This window comes from Nocardioides sp. Root1257, assembly GCF_001425175.1.
Classification (GTDB): domain Bacteria; phylum Actinomycetota; class Actinomycetes; order Propionibacteriales; family Nocardioidaceae; genus Nocardioides.
Map to the genome: position 1 here is coordinate 96,571 of NZ_LMDV01000001.1, position 17,279 is coordinate 113,849.

The 17,279-nt window shown below is 71.0% G+C and carries 18 protein-coding genes; 12 read left to right on the forward strand and 6 right to left on the reverse strand.

What is annotated here, in order from left to right; genetic code table 11:
- Positions 1 to 13: 13 nt before the first annotated feature.
- Entirely contained in the window at positions 14 to 2,044 is a 2,031-nt protein-coding gene (gene tkt / locus ASC77_RS00440; protein WP_235547475.1) for a transketolase, read from the reverse strand.
- Positions 2,045 to 2,228: 184 nt separating this feature from the next.
- Here tkt and ASC77_RS00445 point away from each other — a divergent pair, with 184 nt between their 5' ends.
- Positions 2,229 to 3,173, forward strand: a complete 945-nt coding sequence (locus tag ASC77_RS00445; protein ID WP_056147426.1) for a heme o synthase — start codon at positions 2,229 to 2,231, stop codon at positions 3,171 to 3,173.
- A 142-nt stretch (positions 3,174 to 3,315) separates the two neighbouring features.
- On the opposite strand, the gene ASC77_RS00450 is transcribed toward ASC77_RS00445, so the two are convergent.
- The 3 genes from ASC77_RS00450 to ASC77_RS00460 are packed head-to-tail and all read right to left on the reverse strand — an operon-like array spanning position 3,316 to position 5,775.
- Positions 3,316 to 4,197: a COX15/CtaA family protein gene (locus ASC77_RS00450; protein ID WP_056147428.1), complete on the reverse strand. Its 882-nt coding sequence runs from the start codon at positions 4,195 to 4,197 to the stop codon at positions 3,316 to 3,318.
- On the reverse strand, positions 4,197 to 4,970 hold the full coding sequence (locus ASC77_RS00455) for an ABC transporter permease (protein WP_056147429.1): 774 nt from the start codon (positions 4,968 to 4,970) through the stop codon (positions 4,197 to 4,199). The genes ASC77_RS00450 and ASC77_RS00455 overlap by 1 nt, the downstream gene beginning before the upstream one ends.
- A complete protein-coding gene (locus ASC77_RS00460; RefSeq protein WP_056149694.1) occupies positions 4,963 to 5,775 on the reverse strand; it encodes an ABC transporter ATP-binding protein in 813 nt (270 codons plus the stop codon). Before ASC77_RS00460 ends, ASC77_RS00455 begins: the two co-directional genes overlap by 8 nt.
- Before the next feature lie 159 nt (positions 5,776 to 5,934).
- Between ASC77_RS00460 and ASC77_RS00465 the strand changes: the two genes are divergently transcribed.
- Genes ASC77_RS00465 through ASC77_RS00500 form a run of 8 tightly spaced genes read left to right on the forward strand, consistent with a single transcriptional unit; the run spans position 5,935 to position 12,473 of the window.
- Positions 5,935 to 6,648: a helix-turn-helix transcriptional regulator gene (locus tag ASC77_RS00465; RefSeq protein ID WP_056147432.1), complete on the forward strand. Its 714-nt coding sequence runs from the start codon at positions 5,935 to 5,937 to the stop codon at positions 6,646 to 6,648.
- Entirely contained in the window at positions 6,648 to 8,066 is a 1,419-nt protein-coding gene (sufB, locus tag ASC77_RS00470) for a Fe-S cluster assembly protein SufB (RefSeq protein ID WP_056147433.1), read from the forward strand. The genes ASC77_RS00465 and sufB overlap by 1 nt, the downstream gene beginning before the upstream one ends.
- 51 nt (positions 8,067 to 8,117) lie before the next feature.
- Positions 8,118 to 9,299 (forward strand): Fe-S cluster assembly protein SufD, encoded by a 1,182-nt coding sequence (gene sufD / locus ASC77_RS00475; RefSeq protein WP_056147437.1) that lies wholly within the window; start codon positions 8,118 to 8,120, stop codon positions 9,297 to 9,299.
- Complete coding sequence (locus tag ASC77_RS00480; protein ID WP_056147440.1) at positions 9,299 to 9,634, forward strand: non-heme iron oxygenase ferredoxin subunit; 336 nt, start codon at positions 9,299 to 9,301, stop codon at positions 9,632 to 9,634. The genes sufD and ASC77_RS00480 overlap by 1 nt, the downstream gene beginning before the upstream one ends.
- On the forward strand, positions 9,631 to 10,389 hold the full coding sequence (gene sufC / locus ASC77_RS00485; RefSeq protein WP_056147442.1) for a Fe-S cluster assembly ATPase SufC: 759 nt from the start codon (positions 9,631 to 9,633) through the stop codon (positions 10,387 to 10,389). The genes ASC77_RS00480 and sufC overlap by 4 nt, the downstream gene beginning before the upstream one ends.
- A 1-nt stretch (position 10,390) precedes the next feature.
- The gene (locus ASC77_RS00490; protein WP_056147445.1) at positions 10,391 to 11,641 is read left to right on the forward strand and encodes a cysteine desulfurase; all 1,251 of its coding nucleotides are present in this window, start codon (positions 10,391 to 10,393) and stop codon (positions 11,639 to 11,641) included.
- A 3-nt stretch (positions 11,642 to 11,644) separates the two neighbouring features.
- On the forward strand, positions 11,645 to 12,097 hold the full coding sequence (gene sufU / locus ASC77_RS00495) for a Fe-S cluster assembly sulfur transfer protein SufU (protein ID WP_056147447.1): 453 nt from the start codon (positions 11,645 to 11,647) through the stop codon (positions 12,095 to 12,097).
- Complete coding sequence (locus tag ASC77_RS00500; protein ID WP_056147450.1) at positions 12,090 to 12,473, forward strand: metal-sulfur cluster assembly factor; 384 nt, start codon at positions 12,090 to 12,092, stop codon at positions 12,471 to 12,473. The genes sufU and ASC77_RS00500 overlap by 8 nt, the downstream gene beginning before the upstream one ends.
- A 116-nt stretch (positions 12,474 to 12,589) precedes the next feature.
- Here the strand turns inward: ASC77_RS00500 and ASC77_RS00505 are convergent, their stop codons facing one another.
- Positions 12,590 to 13,438 (reverse strand): hypothetical protein, encoded by an 849-nt coding sequence (locus tag ASC77_RS00505; RefSeq protein WP_056147453.1) that lies wholly within the window; start codon positions 13,436 to 13,438, stop codon positions 12,590 to 12,592.
- Between the two features lie 59 nt (positions 13,439 to 13,497).
- Here ASC77_RS00505 and ASC77_RS00510 point away from each other — a divergent pair, with 59 nt between their 5' ends.
- Positions 13,498 to 14,103, forward strand: a complete 606-nt coding sequence (locus ASC77_RS00510; RefSeq protein ID WP_056147455.1) for an acVLRF1 family peptidyl-tRNA hydrolase — start codon at positions 13,498 to 13,500, stop codon at positions 14,101 to 14,103.
- A gap of 11 nt (positions 14,104 to 14,114) precedes the next feature.
- Here ASC77_RS00510 and ASC77_RS00515 read toward each other — a convergent pair whose 3' ends face one another.
- Positions 14,115 to 14,708, reverse strand: coding sequence for a hypothetical protein (locus ASC77_RS00515; protein ID WP_056147461.1), 594 nt, complete (start codon positions 14,706 to 14,708; stop codon positions 14,115 to 14,117).
- 91 nt (positions 14,709 to 14,799) lie between these two features.
- On the opposite strand from ASC77_RS00515, the gene ASC77_RS00520 reads away from it, so the two are divergent.
- Both ASC77_RS00520 and ASC77_RS00525 read left to right on the forward strand, forming a co-directional pair.
- A complete protein-coding gene (locus tag ASC77_RS00520; protein ID WP_056147464.1) occupies positions 14,800 to 15,705 on the forward strand; it encodes an ABC transporter ATP-binding protein in 906 nt (301 codons plus the stop codon).
- A complete protein-coding gene (locus ASC77_RS00525) occupies positions 15,702 to 17,273 on the forward strand; it encodes an ABC transporter permease (protein ID WP_056147467.1) in 1,572 nt (523 codons plus the stop codon). Before ASC77_RS00520 ends, ASC77_RS00525 begins: the two co-directional genes overlap by 4 nt.
- Positions 17,274 to 17,279: the final 6 nt, after the last annotated feature.

The following is a 17,279-nucleotide window of genomic DNA, read 5'->3' on the forward strand; positions in this document are numbered from 1 at the left end:
GGTCGAGCACGGACTAGCTGGTGGCCGCCGCGATCGAGTCGTGCGCGGCTGCGACGACGGCCTCCGCCGTCACGCCGAACTCCTGGTAGATCCGGGCGAAGTCTGCCGAGGCGCCGTAGTGGTCGATCGACACGATCCGGCCGTGGTCGCCGACGTACTCGCGCCAGCCCTGCTTCACGCCGGCCTCCACCGAGACCCGCGCCTTGACGATCGGCGGGATCACGGTGTCGCGGTAGGACTGGTCCTGGTCCTCGAACCACTCCAGGCACGGCATCGACACGACTCGGGCCTGAACGCCCTTCTCGGCGAGCTGGGTGCGCGCCTCGACGGCGAGCTGGACCTCGGAGCCGGTCGCGATCAGGACCACGTCGGGAGCGCCGCCCTCGGCATCGAGCAGCACGTAGCCGCCGCGGTGCACCTCGCTGGTCTCGGCGAAGCCCTCGGTCCCGCGCGGGAAGACCGGCACGTTCTGCCGGGTCAGCGCGAGAGCGGCCGGCCGGTCGGTGTGGCCGAGGATCGTGAACCAGGCCGCGGCGGTCTCGTTGGCGTCCGCCGGGCGTACGACGTCGAGGCCGGGCATCGCGCGCAGGGCGGCGAGGTGCTCGATCGGCTGGTGGGTCGGTCCGTCCTCGCCGAGGCCGATGGAGTCGTGCGTCCAGACGTAGGTGACCGGCAGCTGGCTCAGCGCGGCCACGCGCACCGCTCCGCGCATGTAGTCGGAGAAGGTCAGGAACGTGCCGCCGAAGACGCGGGTCAGCGCGTCGGCCGCGATGCCGTTCATGATCGCGCCCATGCCGTGCTCGCGGATGCCGAAGTGGAGCACGCGGCCCTGGTAGGGGTCGGCCTTCCACTCCTCGACGCCGCGGTCGGCCGGCAGGAACGACGGCGCCCCCTTGATGGTCGTGTTGTTGGAGCCGGCGAGGTCGGCCGAGCCGCCCCACAGCTCCGGCATCAGGCCGGCGACCGCGTTGATCACGTCGCTGGAAGCGACCCGGGTAGCGACGCCCTTGGCGCTGGCCTCGAAGGTCGGCAGCGCGTCCTCGAGCCCCTCGGGGAGGGTGCGGGCCTTGAGGCGGTGCAGCAGCGTGGCCTTGTCGGGATGGGCGTCCGTCCAGGCGGCGTACTGCTCGTCCCAGTCCGCACCCCAGGCGGCGCCGCGCTCGCTCAGCTTGCGGGTGTGCTCGAGGACGTCGGCCGGCACCTGGAAGGTGAGGGCCGGGTCCCAGCCGAGGACCTCCTTGGTGGCCGCGACCTCGGCGTCGCCGAGGGCGCTGCCGTGCGCCTTCTCGGTGCCCTGGGCGTTGGGCGCGGGCCACGCGATGATCGTGTCGAGCACGATGAGCGACGGCTTGTCCGTCACCTTGCCGGCGGCGGTGATGGCGTCGTAGAGCGCCGGCACGTCCTCGACGTACTTCTTGCCGCCGTTGGTCCAGTCGACGACCTGGACGTCCCAGCCGTAGGCCTCGTAGCGGGCCGCGACGTCCTCGGTGAAGGCGATGTCGGTGTTGCCCTCGATCGAGATCCGGTTGCGGTCGTAGATGACCGTCAGGTTGCCGAGCTCCTGGGTGCCGGCGATCGAGCTGGCCTCGCCGCTGACGCCCTCCTGGAGGTCGCCGTCGGAGCACAGCACGTAGACGTGGTGGTCGAAGAGGCTCTTGCCGGGGGCCGCGTCGGGGTCGAGCAGCCCGTGCACGCGACGGGCCTCCATCGCCATGCCGACGGCGTTCGCGACTCCCTGGCCCAGCGGACCGGTCGTCACCTCCACGCCGGCGGTGTGGTGGAGCTCGGGGTGGCCCGGGGTCTTGGAGCCCCAGGTGCGCAGCGCCTGCAGGTCCTCGAGCTCGAGGCCGAAGCCACCGAGGAAGAGCTGCGTGTAGAGGGTGATGCTCGAGTGTCCGCAGGAGAGCACGAAGCGGTCACGCGCGATCCAGCGAGGATCGGCCGGGTCGTGCCGCATCACCTTCTGGAACAGGAGGTACGCAGCCGGGGCGAGGCTCATGGCGGTGCCGGGGTGGCCGTTGCCGACCTTCTGCACCGCATCCATGGCCAGCACCCGGGCCGTGTCCACCGCCTTCCGATCGAGGTCGGTCCAGTCCAGGGCAGGGGGGTTGCTCACGAGGTTCCTTTCGGGTGGATCAGCCAATGACGAGCCTACTCACCTCTGGCGATAGACTCGCACCCGTCCAGTGACCGTTTCCCGGTCCCCGCAGTCCCGCTCGAGGTTCCCCGTGACGTACGTCGACCAGTCGGCCTCTGCTGCCCAGCAGCCGGAAGCCGAGCGGGCGACCTTCAAGGACGTCGTCGCGGCGTACGTCGGGCTGACGAAGCCGCGCGTCATCGAGCTCCTGCTGCTGACCACGGTGCCGGTGATGTTCTACGCCGCCCGGGGTGTCCCGGACCTCGGGCTCGTCGTCGCGACCGTCGTCGGCGGCACCTTCTCGGCGGGCTCGGCCTCGGTCTTCAACTGCGTCTACGACCGCGACATCGACGAGCAGATGCGCCGCACGCGCCGTCGGGCGCTGCCGCGCCACATCGTGTCGCCGCGGGCCGCGCTCGTCTTCGGCTTCGTGCTCGGGATCCTGTCGACCGTCGTGCTCTACGCCTGGGTCAACCCGCTCTCGGCACTGCTGTCGGTCACCGCCATCGCGTTCTACGTGTTCGGCTACACGATGCTGCTGAAGCGGCGGACGACCCAGAACATCGTGTGGGGCGGCATCGCCGGCTGCTTCCCGACCCTGATCGGCTGGACCGCCGTCACCGGCTCGCTGTCCTGGATCCCGGTCGTGCTGTTCCTGGTCGTCTTCTTCTGGACGCCGCCGCACACCTGGGCGCTGGCGCTGCGCTACCGCGAGGACTACGCCAACGTCGACGTGCCGATGCTGCCGGTGGTGAAGCCCGCCGCCGAGGTCGGTCGCCAGATCGTGATCTACAGCTGGGTGATGGTCGCGACCTCGCTGCTGCTGTGGCCGGTCGCCGACACCAGCCTCTTCTACCCGGCCGCCGCCGCCGTGCTCGGCGCCGTGTTCCTCGTGCAGGCGCACCGGATGTGGGGCCGGGCGAAGGGCACCGAGAGCCTCGCGGTGATCCAGCCGATGCAGCTGTTCCACACCTCGAACCTCTACCTGTCGCTGCTCTTCGTCGCCGTCGCGATCGACCCGCTGCTGTCGCGCTGAACGACCGCTCGTCGCAGCTTTCCTACCGCTCGACGCGTCCCGCCGGACCTCGACGCAACCAAACCGGGACCCGTCGCGTCTGTGCAGTGGGCGGTGGCCGTCGCGTCACGGGGGTACACGACGGCCACCCGCCCGCCAGGCGTCACTCTCCCTCGAGGACCTCGAGCAGCGCGTGGGTCACGGTCGCGGAGATGATCGCGGCGCCGAGCATGTGGAACCCGACGAGCACGACCGGCAGGTCGGTGAAGTACTGCACGAACCCGATCAGCCCCTGCGCCAGCTCCACGACGAGGAGCACGACCACCGCGCGCCGCGTCGCCGCCGGCCGCTGGGCTGCGATCACGGCGAGCAGCAGGCCGACGGTGAGGCCGACGAGCAGGAACACCAGGTCGGCGTGGACCTGGCTCATCTGGAGCGGGTCGAGGCCGTTGCGCTTGGCGTCCGCGTCGCCCGCGTGCGGGCCGGAGCCGGTCACGACGGTGCCGACGTAGAGCACCGCCCAGGCGGCCGCGAACGTCGACCAGGCCAGCGTCAGCACCGCTCCGCGGGGGCGTACCCCGGGGGCGGGGCGGTCGAGCCGCCAGCGGAAGAGCACCGCGACGCCGATGATCGCCATCGAGCAGAGCAGGTGGAACGAGACGACCCACGGGTTGAGGTGGGTGAGCACCGAGATGCCCCCGACGATCGCCTGGGCCGGGATGCCGAGCGCCATGATCAGCGCGAGCCGCCGCAGGTCGCGGCGTCCCGACTGCCAGGCAGCGATGAACGTGCCGATCGCGATGGCGACCAGCACATAGGTCAGCATCCGGTTGCCGAACTCGATGGCTGAGTGGAAGTTGTACGCGCCGTGCGGGGTGAACGAGCCCGCGTGGCACTCCGGCCAGGTCGGGCAGCCGAGGCCGGAGCCGGTCAGCCGGACGACGCCTCCGGTGACGACGATGCCGATGTTGGCGACGATCGACGCCCAGGCGCAGCCGCGCAGCCAGTCGTCGAGGTGCCTCAGCCGGTAGTTGAGACGCTCCATCACTCCCACTTGAAGGTCTTGGCGGTGAGGACCGTGCCGAACACGGCCCAGACGAGCAGCACGCCGAGGTCACGCCAGGCCACCCCGCCGTCGATGAACCCGGTGCGCATCGCCTCACCGAGCGCGGCGGACGGCAGCCACTGCAGGAAGGGTCGCGCGTCGCCGTACGCCGTCAGCGGCAGCACGACGCCGCCGCCGGTCATCAGCAGCAGGTAGATCAGGTTGGCCGCGGCGAGCGTCGCCTCGGCACGCAGCGCGCCAGCGACGAAGAGGCCGAGCGCCGCGAACGCCGCGGTGCCGAGGAGGATCGCGAGGCCGACGCCGAGCACGCCCGGCTCCGGGGTCCAGCCGAGCAGCTGTCCGACCCCGCCGATGATGAACACCTGGAGGAGCTGGACGAGCAGCAGCGCGCCGATCTTGCCGGCGAGCAGCCCGGAGCGGGGGAGCGGCGAGCTGCCCAGCCGCTTGATCACGCCGTAGCGGCGCTCGAACCCGGTGGCGATCGCCAGCGAGGTGAACGACGTCGACATGACCGCCAGCGCGATCACGCCCGGCGTGAAGATGTCGACCAGCGGTCGCGACGACGGCAGGTCCAGGTTGAGGTGCTCGCCGGCGGTGACGGCGCCGAAGAGCACCAGGACCGGGATGACCACGGCGAGCAGCAGCTGCTCGCCGTTGCGCAGCATCAGCCGCGCCTCCATCCGGGACTGCGCGAGCACCTGCCGGTGCAGCGGAGCGGCACCGGGGCGTGGTGCGAAGTCGAGCTCACTCATCGTCCAGCTCCCGACCGGTGAGCTCGAGGAAGACGTCCTCGAGGGTCCGGGAGCCGAAGCTGATCGACCGGACGCCTACCCCGTGCTCGGCGCTCCACGTGTCGATCGATGCCCGGAGACCCGCCTCGGCCGCCGTCGGGAGCTCCTTGTCGACGACCAGCCGGACGGTGGCGGACGAGCCGCGCGTGAGCTCCTCCGGCGTGCCGGAGGCGATCAGCCGCCCGCGGTCGATGATGTGCACCTGGTCGGCCAGCTGCTCGGCCTCCTCCAGGTAATGCGTGGTCAGGACGACGGTCACGCCGGACCGGCGCAGCTCGTCCAGCAGCTCCCACGTCGTCCGGCGCGCCTGCGGGTCCATGCCGGCGGTCGGCTCGTCGACGAAGACGATCTCGGGCCGACCGACGATCGCCATCGCCAGGCCGAGGCGCTGCTGCTGGCCGCCGGAGAGGCGGCGGTACGGCGTCCGGCCGCAGTCGCCGAGGCCGAGGCGCTCGGCGAGCACGGCGGTGTCGAGGGGGTGGGCGTGTAGACGGGCGACGTGCTCGAGCATCTCCATCGCGCGCACGCCGCTCCAGGCGCCGCCGCCCTGGAGCATCACGCCGATCCGGGGGAGCAGGTCGCGTCGCTGCTGCACCGGGTCGAGGCCGAGCACGCGCACCGTGCCCTGCTGCGGGCGTCGGTAGCCCTCGCAGGTCTCGAGCGTGGTCGTCTTGCCGGCGCCGTTGGGGCCCAGCACGGCGGTGATCGTGTTGCGCTCGACGGTCAGGGAGAGACCGTCGACGGCGACCTTGTCGCCGTACCTCATCACCAGGCCGTCGACAGACACGGCAGGGGAGGCGTCGGGCACGCCCGTCAGTGTAGGGAGGGGCTCGGTGTGTCCCGGCTCACGCCCTCCGCCTGCCGCGAGGGCAGGTAAGGGCAGCCTTCCTTGAAGAGGTCAAAACAATAAAGGCACACTGACGTTGTGGAATTCACCGAGGTGCACGACCAGCCGACGCGTCAGCGCGTCGCGCGGTCGATCCTCGACAACGGGCCGTCGACCGCCGCGGCGCTCGCCGAGCGGCTCGACCTCACCCCGGCCGCCGTACGTCGGCACCTCGACCAGCTGGTCGAGGAGGGTCTCGTGGAGGCGCGTGAGCCGCGCAGCCAGGCCGCTCGCGGCCGCGGCCGACCGGCCAAGGCGTTCGCGCTCACCGAGTCGGGTCGCGACGGCTTCGACCAGCAGTACGACGACCTCGCGGCGCAGGCGCTCCGGTTCCTGGCGGAGACCGGCGGCGACGAGGCGGTCCGGGAATTCGCGACCCGTCGGGTGGCGTTCGTCCGGGAGAGGTTCGAGGGGATCCGGGCGGAGCACCCCGAGCTGGGGCCGGCCGAGGTCCTTGCTCAGGTGTTCACCGACGAGGGGTACGCCGCGACGGTTCGCGACAGCCCGGTCGGGGAGCAGCTGTGCCAGCAGCACTGCCCGGTCGCCCACGTCGCTCATGAGTTCCCGCAGCTGTGCGAGGCCGAGACCGAGGCGATCAGCCTGGTCCTCGGCAGCCACGTGCAGCGGCTGGCCACGATCGCCCACGGCGACGGGGTCTGCACCACCTGCATCCCCAGCACCTCGAAGACCGGCACCACGAAGACCAGCAGCACGAAGAGCACACCCATCGACACGAAGGAGCGGGTCAGCTGATGACCACCATCGACGAGCGCAACCCCGAGCTCGAGGGCATCGGGCGCTACGACTTCGGATGGGTCGACTCCGACGAGGCCGGCGCGACCGCGAAGCGCGGCCTCAACGAGGACGTCGTCCGCGACATCTCCGGCAAGAAGAGCGAGCCGCAGTGGATGCTCGACCTGCGCCTGAAGGGCCTCAAGCTCTTCGGTCGCAAGCCGATGCCGAACTGGGGCTCGGACCTGTCGGGGATCGACTTCGACAACATCAAGTACTTCGTGCGCTCGAGCGAGAAGCAGGCCGCCTCGTGGGAGGACCTGCCCGAGGACATCAAGAACACCTACGACAAGCTCGGCATCCCGGAGGCGGAGAAGCAGCGCCTGGTCGCCGGCGTCGCGGCGCAGTACGAGTCCGAGGTCGTCTACCACTCGATCCGCGAGGACCTCGAGGCCCAGGGCGTGCTCTTCCTGGACACCGACACGGCGCTCAAGGAGCAGCCGGAGCTCTTCCAGGAGTACTTCGGCACCGTGATCCCGGTCGGCGACAACAAGTTCGCCGCGCTCAACACCGCCGTGTGGTCGGGCGGCTCCTTCATCTACGTCCCGCCGGGCGTCCACGTGGACATCCCGCTGCAGGCCTACTTCCGGATCAACACCGAGAACATGGGCCAGTTCGAGCGGACCCTGATCATCGTCGACGAGGGCGCCTACGTGCACTACGTCGAGGGCTGCACCGCGCCGATCTACTCGTCCGACTCGCTGCACTCGGCGGTCGTCGAGATCATCGTGAAGAAGGGCGGCCGCTGCCGCTACACGACCATCCAGAACTGGTCCAACAACGTCTACAACCTCGTCACCAAGCGCGCGACCTGCGAGGCCGGCGCGACGATGGAGTGGGTCGACGGCAACATCGGCTCGAAGGTGACGATGAAGTACCCCGCCGTCTACCTGATGGGCGAGCACGCCAAGGGCGAGACGCTCTCCATCGCGTTCGCGGGCGAGGGCCAGCACCAGGACGCCGGCGCCAAGATGGTGCACGCGGCGCCGAACACCTCGTCCTCGATCCTGTCGAAGTCGGTGGCGCGCGGCGGTGGCCGGACGTCGTACCGCGGCCTGATCCAGGTCAACGAGGGCGCGCACGGCTCGAAGTCCAACGTGCTCTGCGACGCGCTGCTGGTCGACCAGATCAGCCGCTCCGACACCTACCCGTACGTCGACATCCGCGAGGACGACGTCTCGATGGGTCACGAGGCCTCGGTCTCGAAGGTCTCCGACGACCAGCTCTTCTACCTGATGTCGCGCGGCATGGAGCAGGACGAGGCCATGGCCATGATCGTCCGCGGCTTCATCGAGCCGATCGCCAAGGAGCTGCCGATGGAGTACGCCCTCGAGCTCAACCGGCTCATCGAGCTGCAAATGGAGGGTGCTGTCGGCTGAGGCCGACACCCTTGCTCCGCACGACCCGACGCACGTAGAGAGTTATCTGTAGTGACTGTGACCGACACTGCCCGCGAGAGCGTGGAGTCCGCTGTCGAGCAGGGGCCGCTGTTCAGCCACCTGAACCCGCCCCCGTCGTACGACCTGGCCGACCACCCGGTGCCGACCGGGCGCGAGGAGATCTGGCGCTTCACGCCGCTCAAGCGGCTGCTCGGGATCCTCGACGGCGACGCGTCCGACGCGCACCTGACCTGGGACACCACGCTGCCCGACGGCGTCACGCTCACCGAGATCACCGCCGAGCAGGCGCGTGAGATCGGGGAGCTCGCGCCCAACGACCGCCCGTCCGCGCTGGCCGCCGCCCACGCCGGTAGCGCGATGCTGCTCGACGTCCCGGCCGAGGCCGAGATCGCCGAGCCCATCGTGCTGCGCCTGCACGGCGACTCGGTCGACGACCTGGTCTGGGGCCGGTTGCTGGTCCGGGTCGGCCGGCACGCCCAGGCGACCGTGGCCGTCGTGCACACGGGATCGGCTCGCTACTCGGCCATCACCACCGTGCTCGCCGGCGACGCCTCGACCGTCAACGTGCTGTCCCTGCAGGACTGGGACGACGACGCCGTCCACCTCGGCCGCGACGCGATCCAGGTCGGCCGCGACGCCACCGTGAAGCACACCTCGATCTCGTTCGGCGGCGACCTGGTGCGGATGCACGCCAACGTCGAGTACGCCGGCCCCGGCGGCTCGGCCGAGCTCCTCGGCCTGTACTTCGCCGACGAGGGCCAGCACCTGGAGCACCGGCTCTTCGCCGACCACACGGCACCGAAGACCAAGAGCCACGTGCTCTACAAGGGCGCGCTGCAGGGCCAGGGCGCGCACACGGTCTGGATCGGCAACGTGCTGATCCGCAAGGTCGCCGAGGGCATCGAGACCTACGAGGAGAACCGCAACCTGGTCCTCTCCGACGGCTGCCAGGCGGACTCGGTGCCCAACCTGGAGATCGAGACCGGCGAGATCGAGGGCGCGGGCCACGCGTCGGCGACGGCCCGGTTCGACGACGAGCAGCTGTTCTACCTCCGCTCGCGCGGCGTCTCGGAGAAGGAGTCGCGCCGCCTGGTCGTGCACGGCTTCTTCAACGACCTGATCCGCAAGGTCGGCATCCCCTCGATCGAGGCCCAGCTGCTGGAGACGGTCGAGGCCGAGCTGGCCAAGAACGTGCTTCGCGAGGCCGACTGATGGCCTTCGAGCGGGCCTGTGCGCTGGCCGACGTACCCACCGACGAGGCGCTGGGCGTCACGATCGGCGCGTACGACGTGGCGGTCGCACGCGACGGCGACGAGTTCTTCGCGCTCCAGGACCTCTGCTCCCACGCGGCTGTCGCCCTGAGCGAGGGCGAGGTCGCCGACTGCACGGTCGAGTGCTGGCTGCATGGCTCGCGCTTCGACCTCCGGACCGGCAAGCCCACCGGGCTCCCGGCCACCGAACCCGTCGCGACCTTCCCGATCGAGGTCCGCGACGACCAGATCTTCATCGACACCACCACCACCCTGAACGGAGTCACCCCCTCATGAGCGAGCTCGTCATCAAGGACCTGCAGGTGTCCGTGGACACCGAGGACGGTCCCAAGGAGATCCTCAAGGGCGTCACGCTGACCATCAAGGACGGCGAGACCCACGCGATCATGGGGCCGAACGGGTCGGGCAAGTCGACCCTGGCGTACTCGATCGCCGGCCACCCGAAGTACACGATCACCGGCGGCACCGTCACCCTCGACGGCGACGACGTGCTGGCGATGACCGTCGACGAGCGGGCGCGGGCCGGGCTGTTCCTGGCCATGCAGTACCCCGTCGAGGTCCCGGGCGTCTCGGTGTCCAACTTCCTGCGGACGGCGAAGACGGCGCTCGACGGCGAGGCCCCGAAGCTCCGGACCTGGGTCAAGGACGTCAACGCGGCGCTCGAGCAGCTCAACCTGGACCCGACCTTCGGCACGCGCTCGGTCAACGAGGGCTTCTCCGGCGGTGAGAAGAAGCGGCACGAGATCGCCCAGCTCGAGCTGCTCAACCCGAAGGTCGCGATCCTCGACGAGACCGACTCCGGCCTCGACATCGACGCCCTCAAGGTCGTCTCCGAGGGCGTGAACCGGTTCCGCGCCCAGGAGGGCAAGGGCGTCCTGCTGATCACGCACTACACGCGGATCCTGCGCTACATCGAGCCCGACTTCGTGCACGTCTTCGTCGACGGCAAGGTCGCCGAGTCCGGCGGCGCCGAGCTGGCGGAAGAGCTCGAGGCCAACGGCTACGAGAAGTACCTGAGCGCGGCGGTCTGACATGACCACGACGCAGCTGGCCGGCCTCCTCCCTGAGCTGGAGGTGATCCGTGCCGACTTCCCGATCCTGGGCCGCACCGTCGCGGGCGGCCTGCCGCTGGTCTACCTCGACAGCGCCAACACCTCGCAGAAGCCGCAGGTCGTCATCGACACGATGGTCGACCACTTGGAGCGGCACAACGCCAACGTCGCCCGGGCCATGCACACGCTGGGAGCGGAGTCGACCGAGGCGTTCGAGGGCGCGCGCGACAAGGTCGCGACGTTCCTGAACGCGCCGTCGCGCGACGAGGTGGTCTTCACCAAGAACGCCACCGAGGCGCTGAACCTGCTGGCGCGCACGATCGACCTCGGCCCCGGCGACAACGTCGTGATCACCGAGATGGAGCACCACTCCAACATCGTGTCGTGGCAGCTGGCCTGCGAGCGCTCGGGCGCCGAGCTGCGCTGGTTCGGGCTGACCGACGACGGGCAGCTCGACCTGTCGAACGCCGACGCGCTGATCGACGAGCACACCAAGGTGGTGGCCTTCACCTGGGTCTCCAACATGCTCGGCACGATCAACCCGGTGACCGACCTGGTGGCCCGCGCGAAGGCGTTCGGGGCCTACTCGGTCATCGACGCCTCCCAGGCGGCGCCCCAGCTGCCCGTCGATGTCGCCGCGACCGGCTGCGACTTCCTGGTCTTCACCGGCCACAAGGTCGTCGGCCCGACCGGCATCGGCGTGCTGTGGGGACGCGAGGAGCTGCTCAACGCGCTCCCGCCGTTCCACGGCGGCGGCGAGATGATCGAGACGGTGACGATGGCGCGCTCGACGTACGCCAAGGCGCCGCACCGCTTCGAGGCGGGCACCCCGCCGATCGTCGAGGCCGTCGGTCTCGGTGCCGCGGTCGAGTACCTGTCGCACGTCGGGATGGACGCGATCCACCGCCACGAGCAGACGATCACGGCGTACGCGCTGGAGGGCCTGGCCACCGTGCCCGGCCTCACGGTCCTCGGCCCGCTCGACGCGGCGTCCCGCGGCGGCGCGATCTCGTTCGAGCTCGACGGCGTGCACCCGCACGACGTGGCCCAGGTGCTGGACTCGCGCGGCATCGCCGTGCGCGCCGGCCACCACTGCGCGAAGCCCGCGCACGCGCGGTTCGGCGTGCAGAGCTCGACCCGGATGTCGTCGTACCTCTACACGACCCCGGCCGAGATCGACGCGCTCGTCGAGGGCCTGGAATACACCCGCTCGTACTTCAAGTTGGGTTGATAGATGAGCACCGAACTCGACAGCCTCTACCAGGACATCATCCTCGACCACGCGAAGCGTCGGCTGAACGCCGGGCTGCGTGAGCCGTTCGAGGCGGAGGTCCACCACGTCAACCCCACGTGCGGCGACGAGGTCACCCTGCGCCTGCACCTGGAGGGCGATGTCGTGCGGGACATCTCCTACGACAACCAGGGTTGCTCGATCTCCTCGGCGTCCGCGTCGGTGATGAGCGACCTGCTGATCGGCAAGACGGTCGCCGAGACCGAGCCGATCCACGCCGCGTTCCTCGAGATGATGCGCGGCAAGGGCCAGGTGGAGCCCGACGAGGACGTCCTCGAGGACGCCATCGCCTTCGCCGGCGCCGCCAAGCTGACCGCCCGCATCAAGTGCGCACTCCTGTCCTGGATGGCCTTCCAGGACGCCCTCGTCCGAGCCCAGGAGGACTCCGATGTCTGACACCCAGCCGATCGACCACAGCGACCTGCCCGACGTGCCGGAGGCGACCGGGGGCGTGGGCACCTCGACCGTGTCGGTGGACGACGTGACCGAGGCGATGAAGGACGTCGTCGACCCCGAGCTCGGCATCAACGTCGTCGACCTCGGCCTGGTCTACGGCGTGCACATCGACGAGGGCACCAACGTCGTCCTCGACATGACGCTGACCTCCGCGGCCTGCCCGCTGACCGACGTCATCCAGGACCAGACCAACGGCGCCCTCGAGGGCCTCGTCAACGACGTCCTGATCAACTGGGTCTGGATGCCGCCGTGGGGTCCCGACAAGATCACCCCCGACGGCCGCGAGCAGCTGCGCGCGCTCGGCTTCAACGTCTGAGGTCTGACCGCGAAGCGGGCAGAACCCGAAGAGGTCGAGGGAGCCCCACGTCCGAGCCTGCGAGGGCGTGACGGGCGGCTCGAAACCTGAGGCGTGACCACGAACGCCTCGAGGTACTACGTTGGCAGGATCGGCTCGAACACCAGCGTCGTGTCCTCGGCATCCGGGGCCGACGTGGCGTGCGCGCGGTGGTGGACACCATCGACCACGACGTCCACCTGGACGTCGTACGGGCCGGCGCCGAGGCCGCCGACCCGGCGGTCGGGGGAGCCCACGGGCGCGAGGGTGACGTACCGGTCGCCGTGGCAGCCCTGGTCGGACGGGCTGAGCCGGAACGTCTCTCTGGCGTCGGCGCCGCCGACCGTGACGGTGCCGTGCACGTCGCCGTCGACCGCGGCGTCGTCGAGCACGACCTGGACGGTGCCCATCCCGCCCGAGTGCTCTGAGTTCTGGTGCAGGTGCACCCACGCGGTGGGCGCTGACGCCTCCGGCGTGGTCCACCGGAACGACCCCGACGTGTCTCCGCCCGAGTCCGGGTAGATGAAGACGTCGAGGCGGTACTCGCCGGCGGGGCCGGTCGGAACCAGCCGGAAGGTGCTCGTGCCGGTCGGCACCAGCTGCACGGGGTAGGTCGCGCAGCGTCGGTCGTCGCTGCCGAGCGTGACGGTCCAGTCGCCGGGCTCCGCGAACCCCGCCTCCACGTCGGACGCCGCCCCGAGCACCGGCAGCTCGTCCCAGGGCGGGGCGATCATGTCCGCGCACATCGTCTCCGAGCAGAACGACCCCTGCCAGGCGTCGTGCGCGGGCGCTCCGTCCGCGCGGGCGACGATCGGGGCGGGCTGGTCACCGGAGGCCGGCGGCAGCGAGAGCGGCGGCGCTGCCGGCTCGCGCGGCGGCGAGCTCCGCTCCTCGCTGCCGCACGCGACGAGGAGGGGCAGCACGGCGGCGAGCACGAGCGTCTTCATGGCGGTGGGACGGCCCGGGTGCCCCGTCGGCTCCCTCCGGACTCGGCTAGCGTCTCCGCATGCCCGTCCTCGTTCCCGCCGACCGGTGCGAGCGGTGGGTGGCGAACTTCCGGGACCGGCACGGTGAGACCGGGCTGCAGGTGGTCGACGGCGCCCTGAGCGGCGTGGCCCTCGACGGCTCGACGTTCCAGGCTCGGTTGCCGTTCGGTCGGCCGTACGCCGGCGCGCCCGACCCGGCCGCCTTCCGGGACGAGATGCCGCCCCCTGACGACTGGGGCGTCCTGCTGGTGCGCAAGGGCGGCTTCGCCATCGCCCGGCTGAGCGGGCCGACCACTACGGACAGCAAGGTCGGGCAGCGGCACGTCCAGGGGCGGACGAAGGCCGGCGGCCAGAGCCAGCAGCGCTTCGCCCGCCGGCGCGACAACCAGGCACGCCAGGCCTACGAGGCGGCGGCCGAGCACGCGGCGCGGATCCTGGCCGGGCTGACCGGTCCGCTCGTCACCGGGGGTGACCGGGGCGCGGTCGAGGAGGTGCTCGCCGACCCGCGCCTGCGCGGCCTGGTCACGGTCGACCCGTGGCTCGCCGTACCGGACCCGCGGCGCGGGGTGCTGGAGCAGGCCGTCGCCGACGCGCAGTGCGCGCAGGTCGAGGTCGTGAACGCCTAGGGCGCCACGCCCTAGCCGCAGTAGGTCGCGTCCTGGGTGCCGGAGATGCCGTGCCAGGCGCGCTCCATCGGCGTCTCCCAGCGCTGGGTCACCGAGGTGAAGGCGCGCGGCGTCCGGATCGGGTCGCCCGGCGGGTTCGTCGAGTGGGCGTGCACGACCGTGATCGGCAGGGTCACCGCGTCCGACCCGGTGCCGGCCCAGCACGCCGAGGCCCTCCGCTTGCCCCGGGCGGTCGCGTTGGTCACCTCGTCGCCCACACGCTCGCCGGCGTACCGGAACGCCACGGTGGGGACGTAGCCGGCACCTCCGTCCCACGGGGCGAGCACGGTGATGCTGAGGCCGTGGGTGCGGCTGGTCGGGATGTTCCACGACGCCGAGCCGTTCCGCACGGTACGGCCCTTTGCCTGCCACACCTTCCGGCGACCGTTCAGCGCTTGCGTGAGCCCGATCTCGCAGCCTTCGCACCCGGTGACCTGCAGGGTCAGGTGGGTGCGCGGAACCGCCTGGCGGGCGGCGGCCGACGAGGAGATGCTCGTGGACGACCCGCCCAGCAGGGCGGCGGTCAGTCCGACGGTCAGTGCGGCGGTGAGTACCCGAGAGGTCATGTCCGTCCTTCGTGGATGCGTGGCCCGGCCGTCCCGGGCAGTCATGGGGGAGACGTGCGCCGGCCGCGAGAAGTTGCCCTAGATTCGGACCGTGACCGATGAGCACGTCATCGACATCCGCGGGCTGGTCAAGCGGTTCGGGAGCTTCCGGGCGCTCGACGGCCTGGACCTCGCGGTCGGCCCGGGCGAGGTGCACGGCTTCCTGGGTCCGAACGGCGCCGGCAAGTCGACCACGATCCGGGTGCTGCTCGGCCTGCTGCGCAAGGACGGGGGCGAGGCGCGGCTCTTCGGCGGGGACCCGTGGCGCGAGGCCGCCGCACTGCACCGCCGGCTCGCCTACGTGCCTGGCGACGTGAACCTGTGGCCCAACCTGACCGGTGGCGAGGTGATCGACCTGCTCGGGCGGCTCCGGGGTGGCATCGACGAGGCGCGGCGCGCCGAGCTCATCGAGGCGTTCGAGCTGGACCCGACGAAGAAGGGCCGGGCCTACTCCAAGGGCAACCGCCAGAAGGTCGCGCTGGTGGCCGCGCTCGCCTCCGACGTCGAGCTGCTCGTCCTCGACGAGCCGACGTCGGGGCTCGACCCGCTGATGGAGTCGGTCTTCCAGCGCTACGTCGACGCGTTCCGCGACCGTGGCCACGCCGTCCTGCTGAGCAGCCACATCCTCGCCGAGGTCGAGGAGCTCGCCGACCGCGTCAGCATCATCCGCGCCGGCAAGGTCGTCGAGTCCGGCAGCCTGGCCGACCTCCGGCATCTCACTCGTACGTCGGTCAGCGCCGAGCTCGAGCGCCCGGCCGCCGGGCTGGCCGCCGTGCCCGGCGTGCACGACCTCGTCGTCGAGGGCGAGCGGGTCCGGTTCCAGGTCGACACCGCGCAGCTCGACGCCGCGCTGTCGACGCTGCTGAGCGCCGGGGTGCGGACCCTCGCCAGCCAGCCGCCGACGCTGGAGGAGCTCTTCCTCCGTCACTACGGGGACCCGGTCGAGGCAACGGAATGACCGGGTGGCCGGCGTTCCTCAGGCTGTTCCTGCGGCGCGACAGGTGGATGGTGCTGTGGTGGGGCCTCGGCACGATGCTGCTCTACGTCAGCCAGGCGGTCAGCGTCGACGGCCTCTACGCGACCCAGGAGGAGTTCGACCGGGCGGCCGCCAGCATGGCGAGCAACGCCGCGTTCATCGCGATGGCCGGCCCGGCGCGGGCGCTGAACACCACCGGTGGCCAGGTCTTCTGGCAGGCGTCGGCCTTCGGTGCCGTCGTGGCCGGGCTGATGAGCATGTTCCTGGTCGGCCGGCACACCCGTGCGGAGGAGGAGACCGGGCGCGACGAGCTGCTCCGCGCCACGGCGGTGGGCCGGCTCGCGCCCTCCGCGGCGGCCTTGCTCAACGCCTTCGTCGCGAACGTGGTCCTCGGCGTCCTGGTGGCCGGCTCGCTCGTGCTCTACGGGCTGGCCGCAGCGGACTCGGTCGCGACCGGCGTGGGCCTGACGTCGGCGGGCTGGTTCTTCTCGGCCACTGCGCTCGTCGCCGCGCAGCTGGTCACGAGCACGCGAGCGATGTACGGAGTCGCAGGGATCGTGATCGCCGTGTCCTACGTCCTCCGCGCGGTCGGCGACGTCGGGAACGGTCTCGCGAGCTGGCTGTCGCCCATCGGCTGGTACCAGGCGATGCACCCGTTCTCGGGGCTCCGCTGGTGGCCGGCGCTGCTCCTCCTCGGAGGCACGGCGGTCGCCGCGACGCTCGCGTGGCGTCTGTTCGACCGACGTGGCTACGGCTCCGGCGTGTTCGCGGCGCGCCCCGGGCCGGCGCGCGCTCCGGCGTACCTCTCCGGCGGGTACGGGCTGGCCTGGCGGCTGCAGCGGGCGCCGATCCTGAGCTGGGCGGCGGGGATGCTCGCGCTCGGTCTCGTCTACGGCTCGATGGGCAACGACGTCGAGGACCTGATCGGAGACTCCGAGACGTCGCAGCAGGTGTTCCTCCAGGGCAGCACGGACCTGGTCCAGGCGTTCTACGCGACCTCGATGGTCATGCTGGCCCTGATCGTCGGCGGGTTCGCGATCTCCTCCACCCTGCGACCCCGCGGAGAGGAGGACGGCGGGCACCTCGAGGTGGTGCTGGCGACCGCGCTGCCCCGCAGCCGGTGGCTGCTCGCCCATGTCGTGATGACGGTCGCGGGCACCGCACTGGCGCTGCTCGCGTCCGGCGTCGGCCTCGCGGTCGGCTACTCGCTGGTCACCGGGAGCTCCGACGAGCTCTGGCACCTCTCGCTGCCGCCCCTGCAGTACGCGCCCGCTGTCCTGGTCCTCAGCGGTGTCGCGCGGCTCCTGTACGGCGTCTCGCCCCGGCTGATGGTGCTCGCCTGGCTGCCGCTCGTGCTCGCGGCCGTGGTGATGCTCTTCGGCGACCTGCTCAAGATCCCCCAGTGGGCGCAGGACCTGTCGCCGTTCGAGCATCTGGCCCTGGTCCCCGCCCAGGATGTCGACTGGGCAGCGGTCGCCGGCGTCGCCGCGATCGCCGTCGCCCTGAGTGTCGCGGGCCAGCTGGCCTTCCGCAGGCGTGACATCCACTAGTTTGCT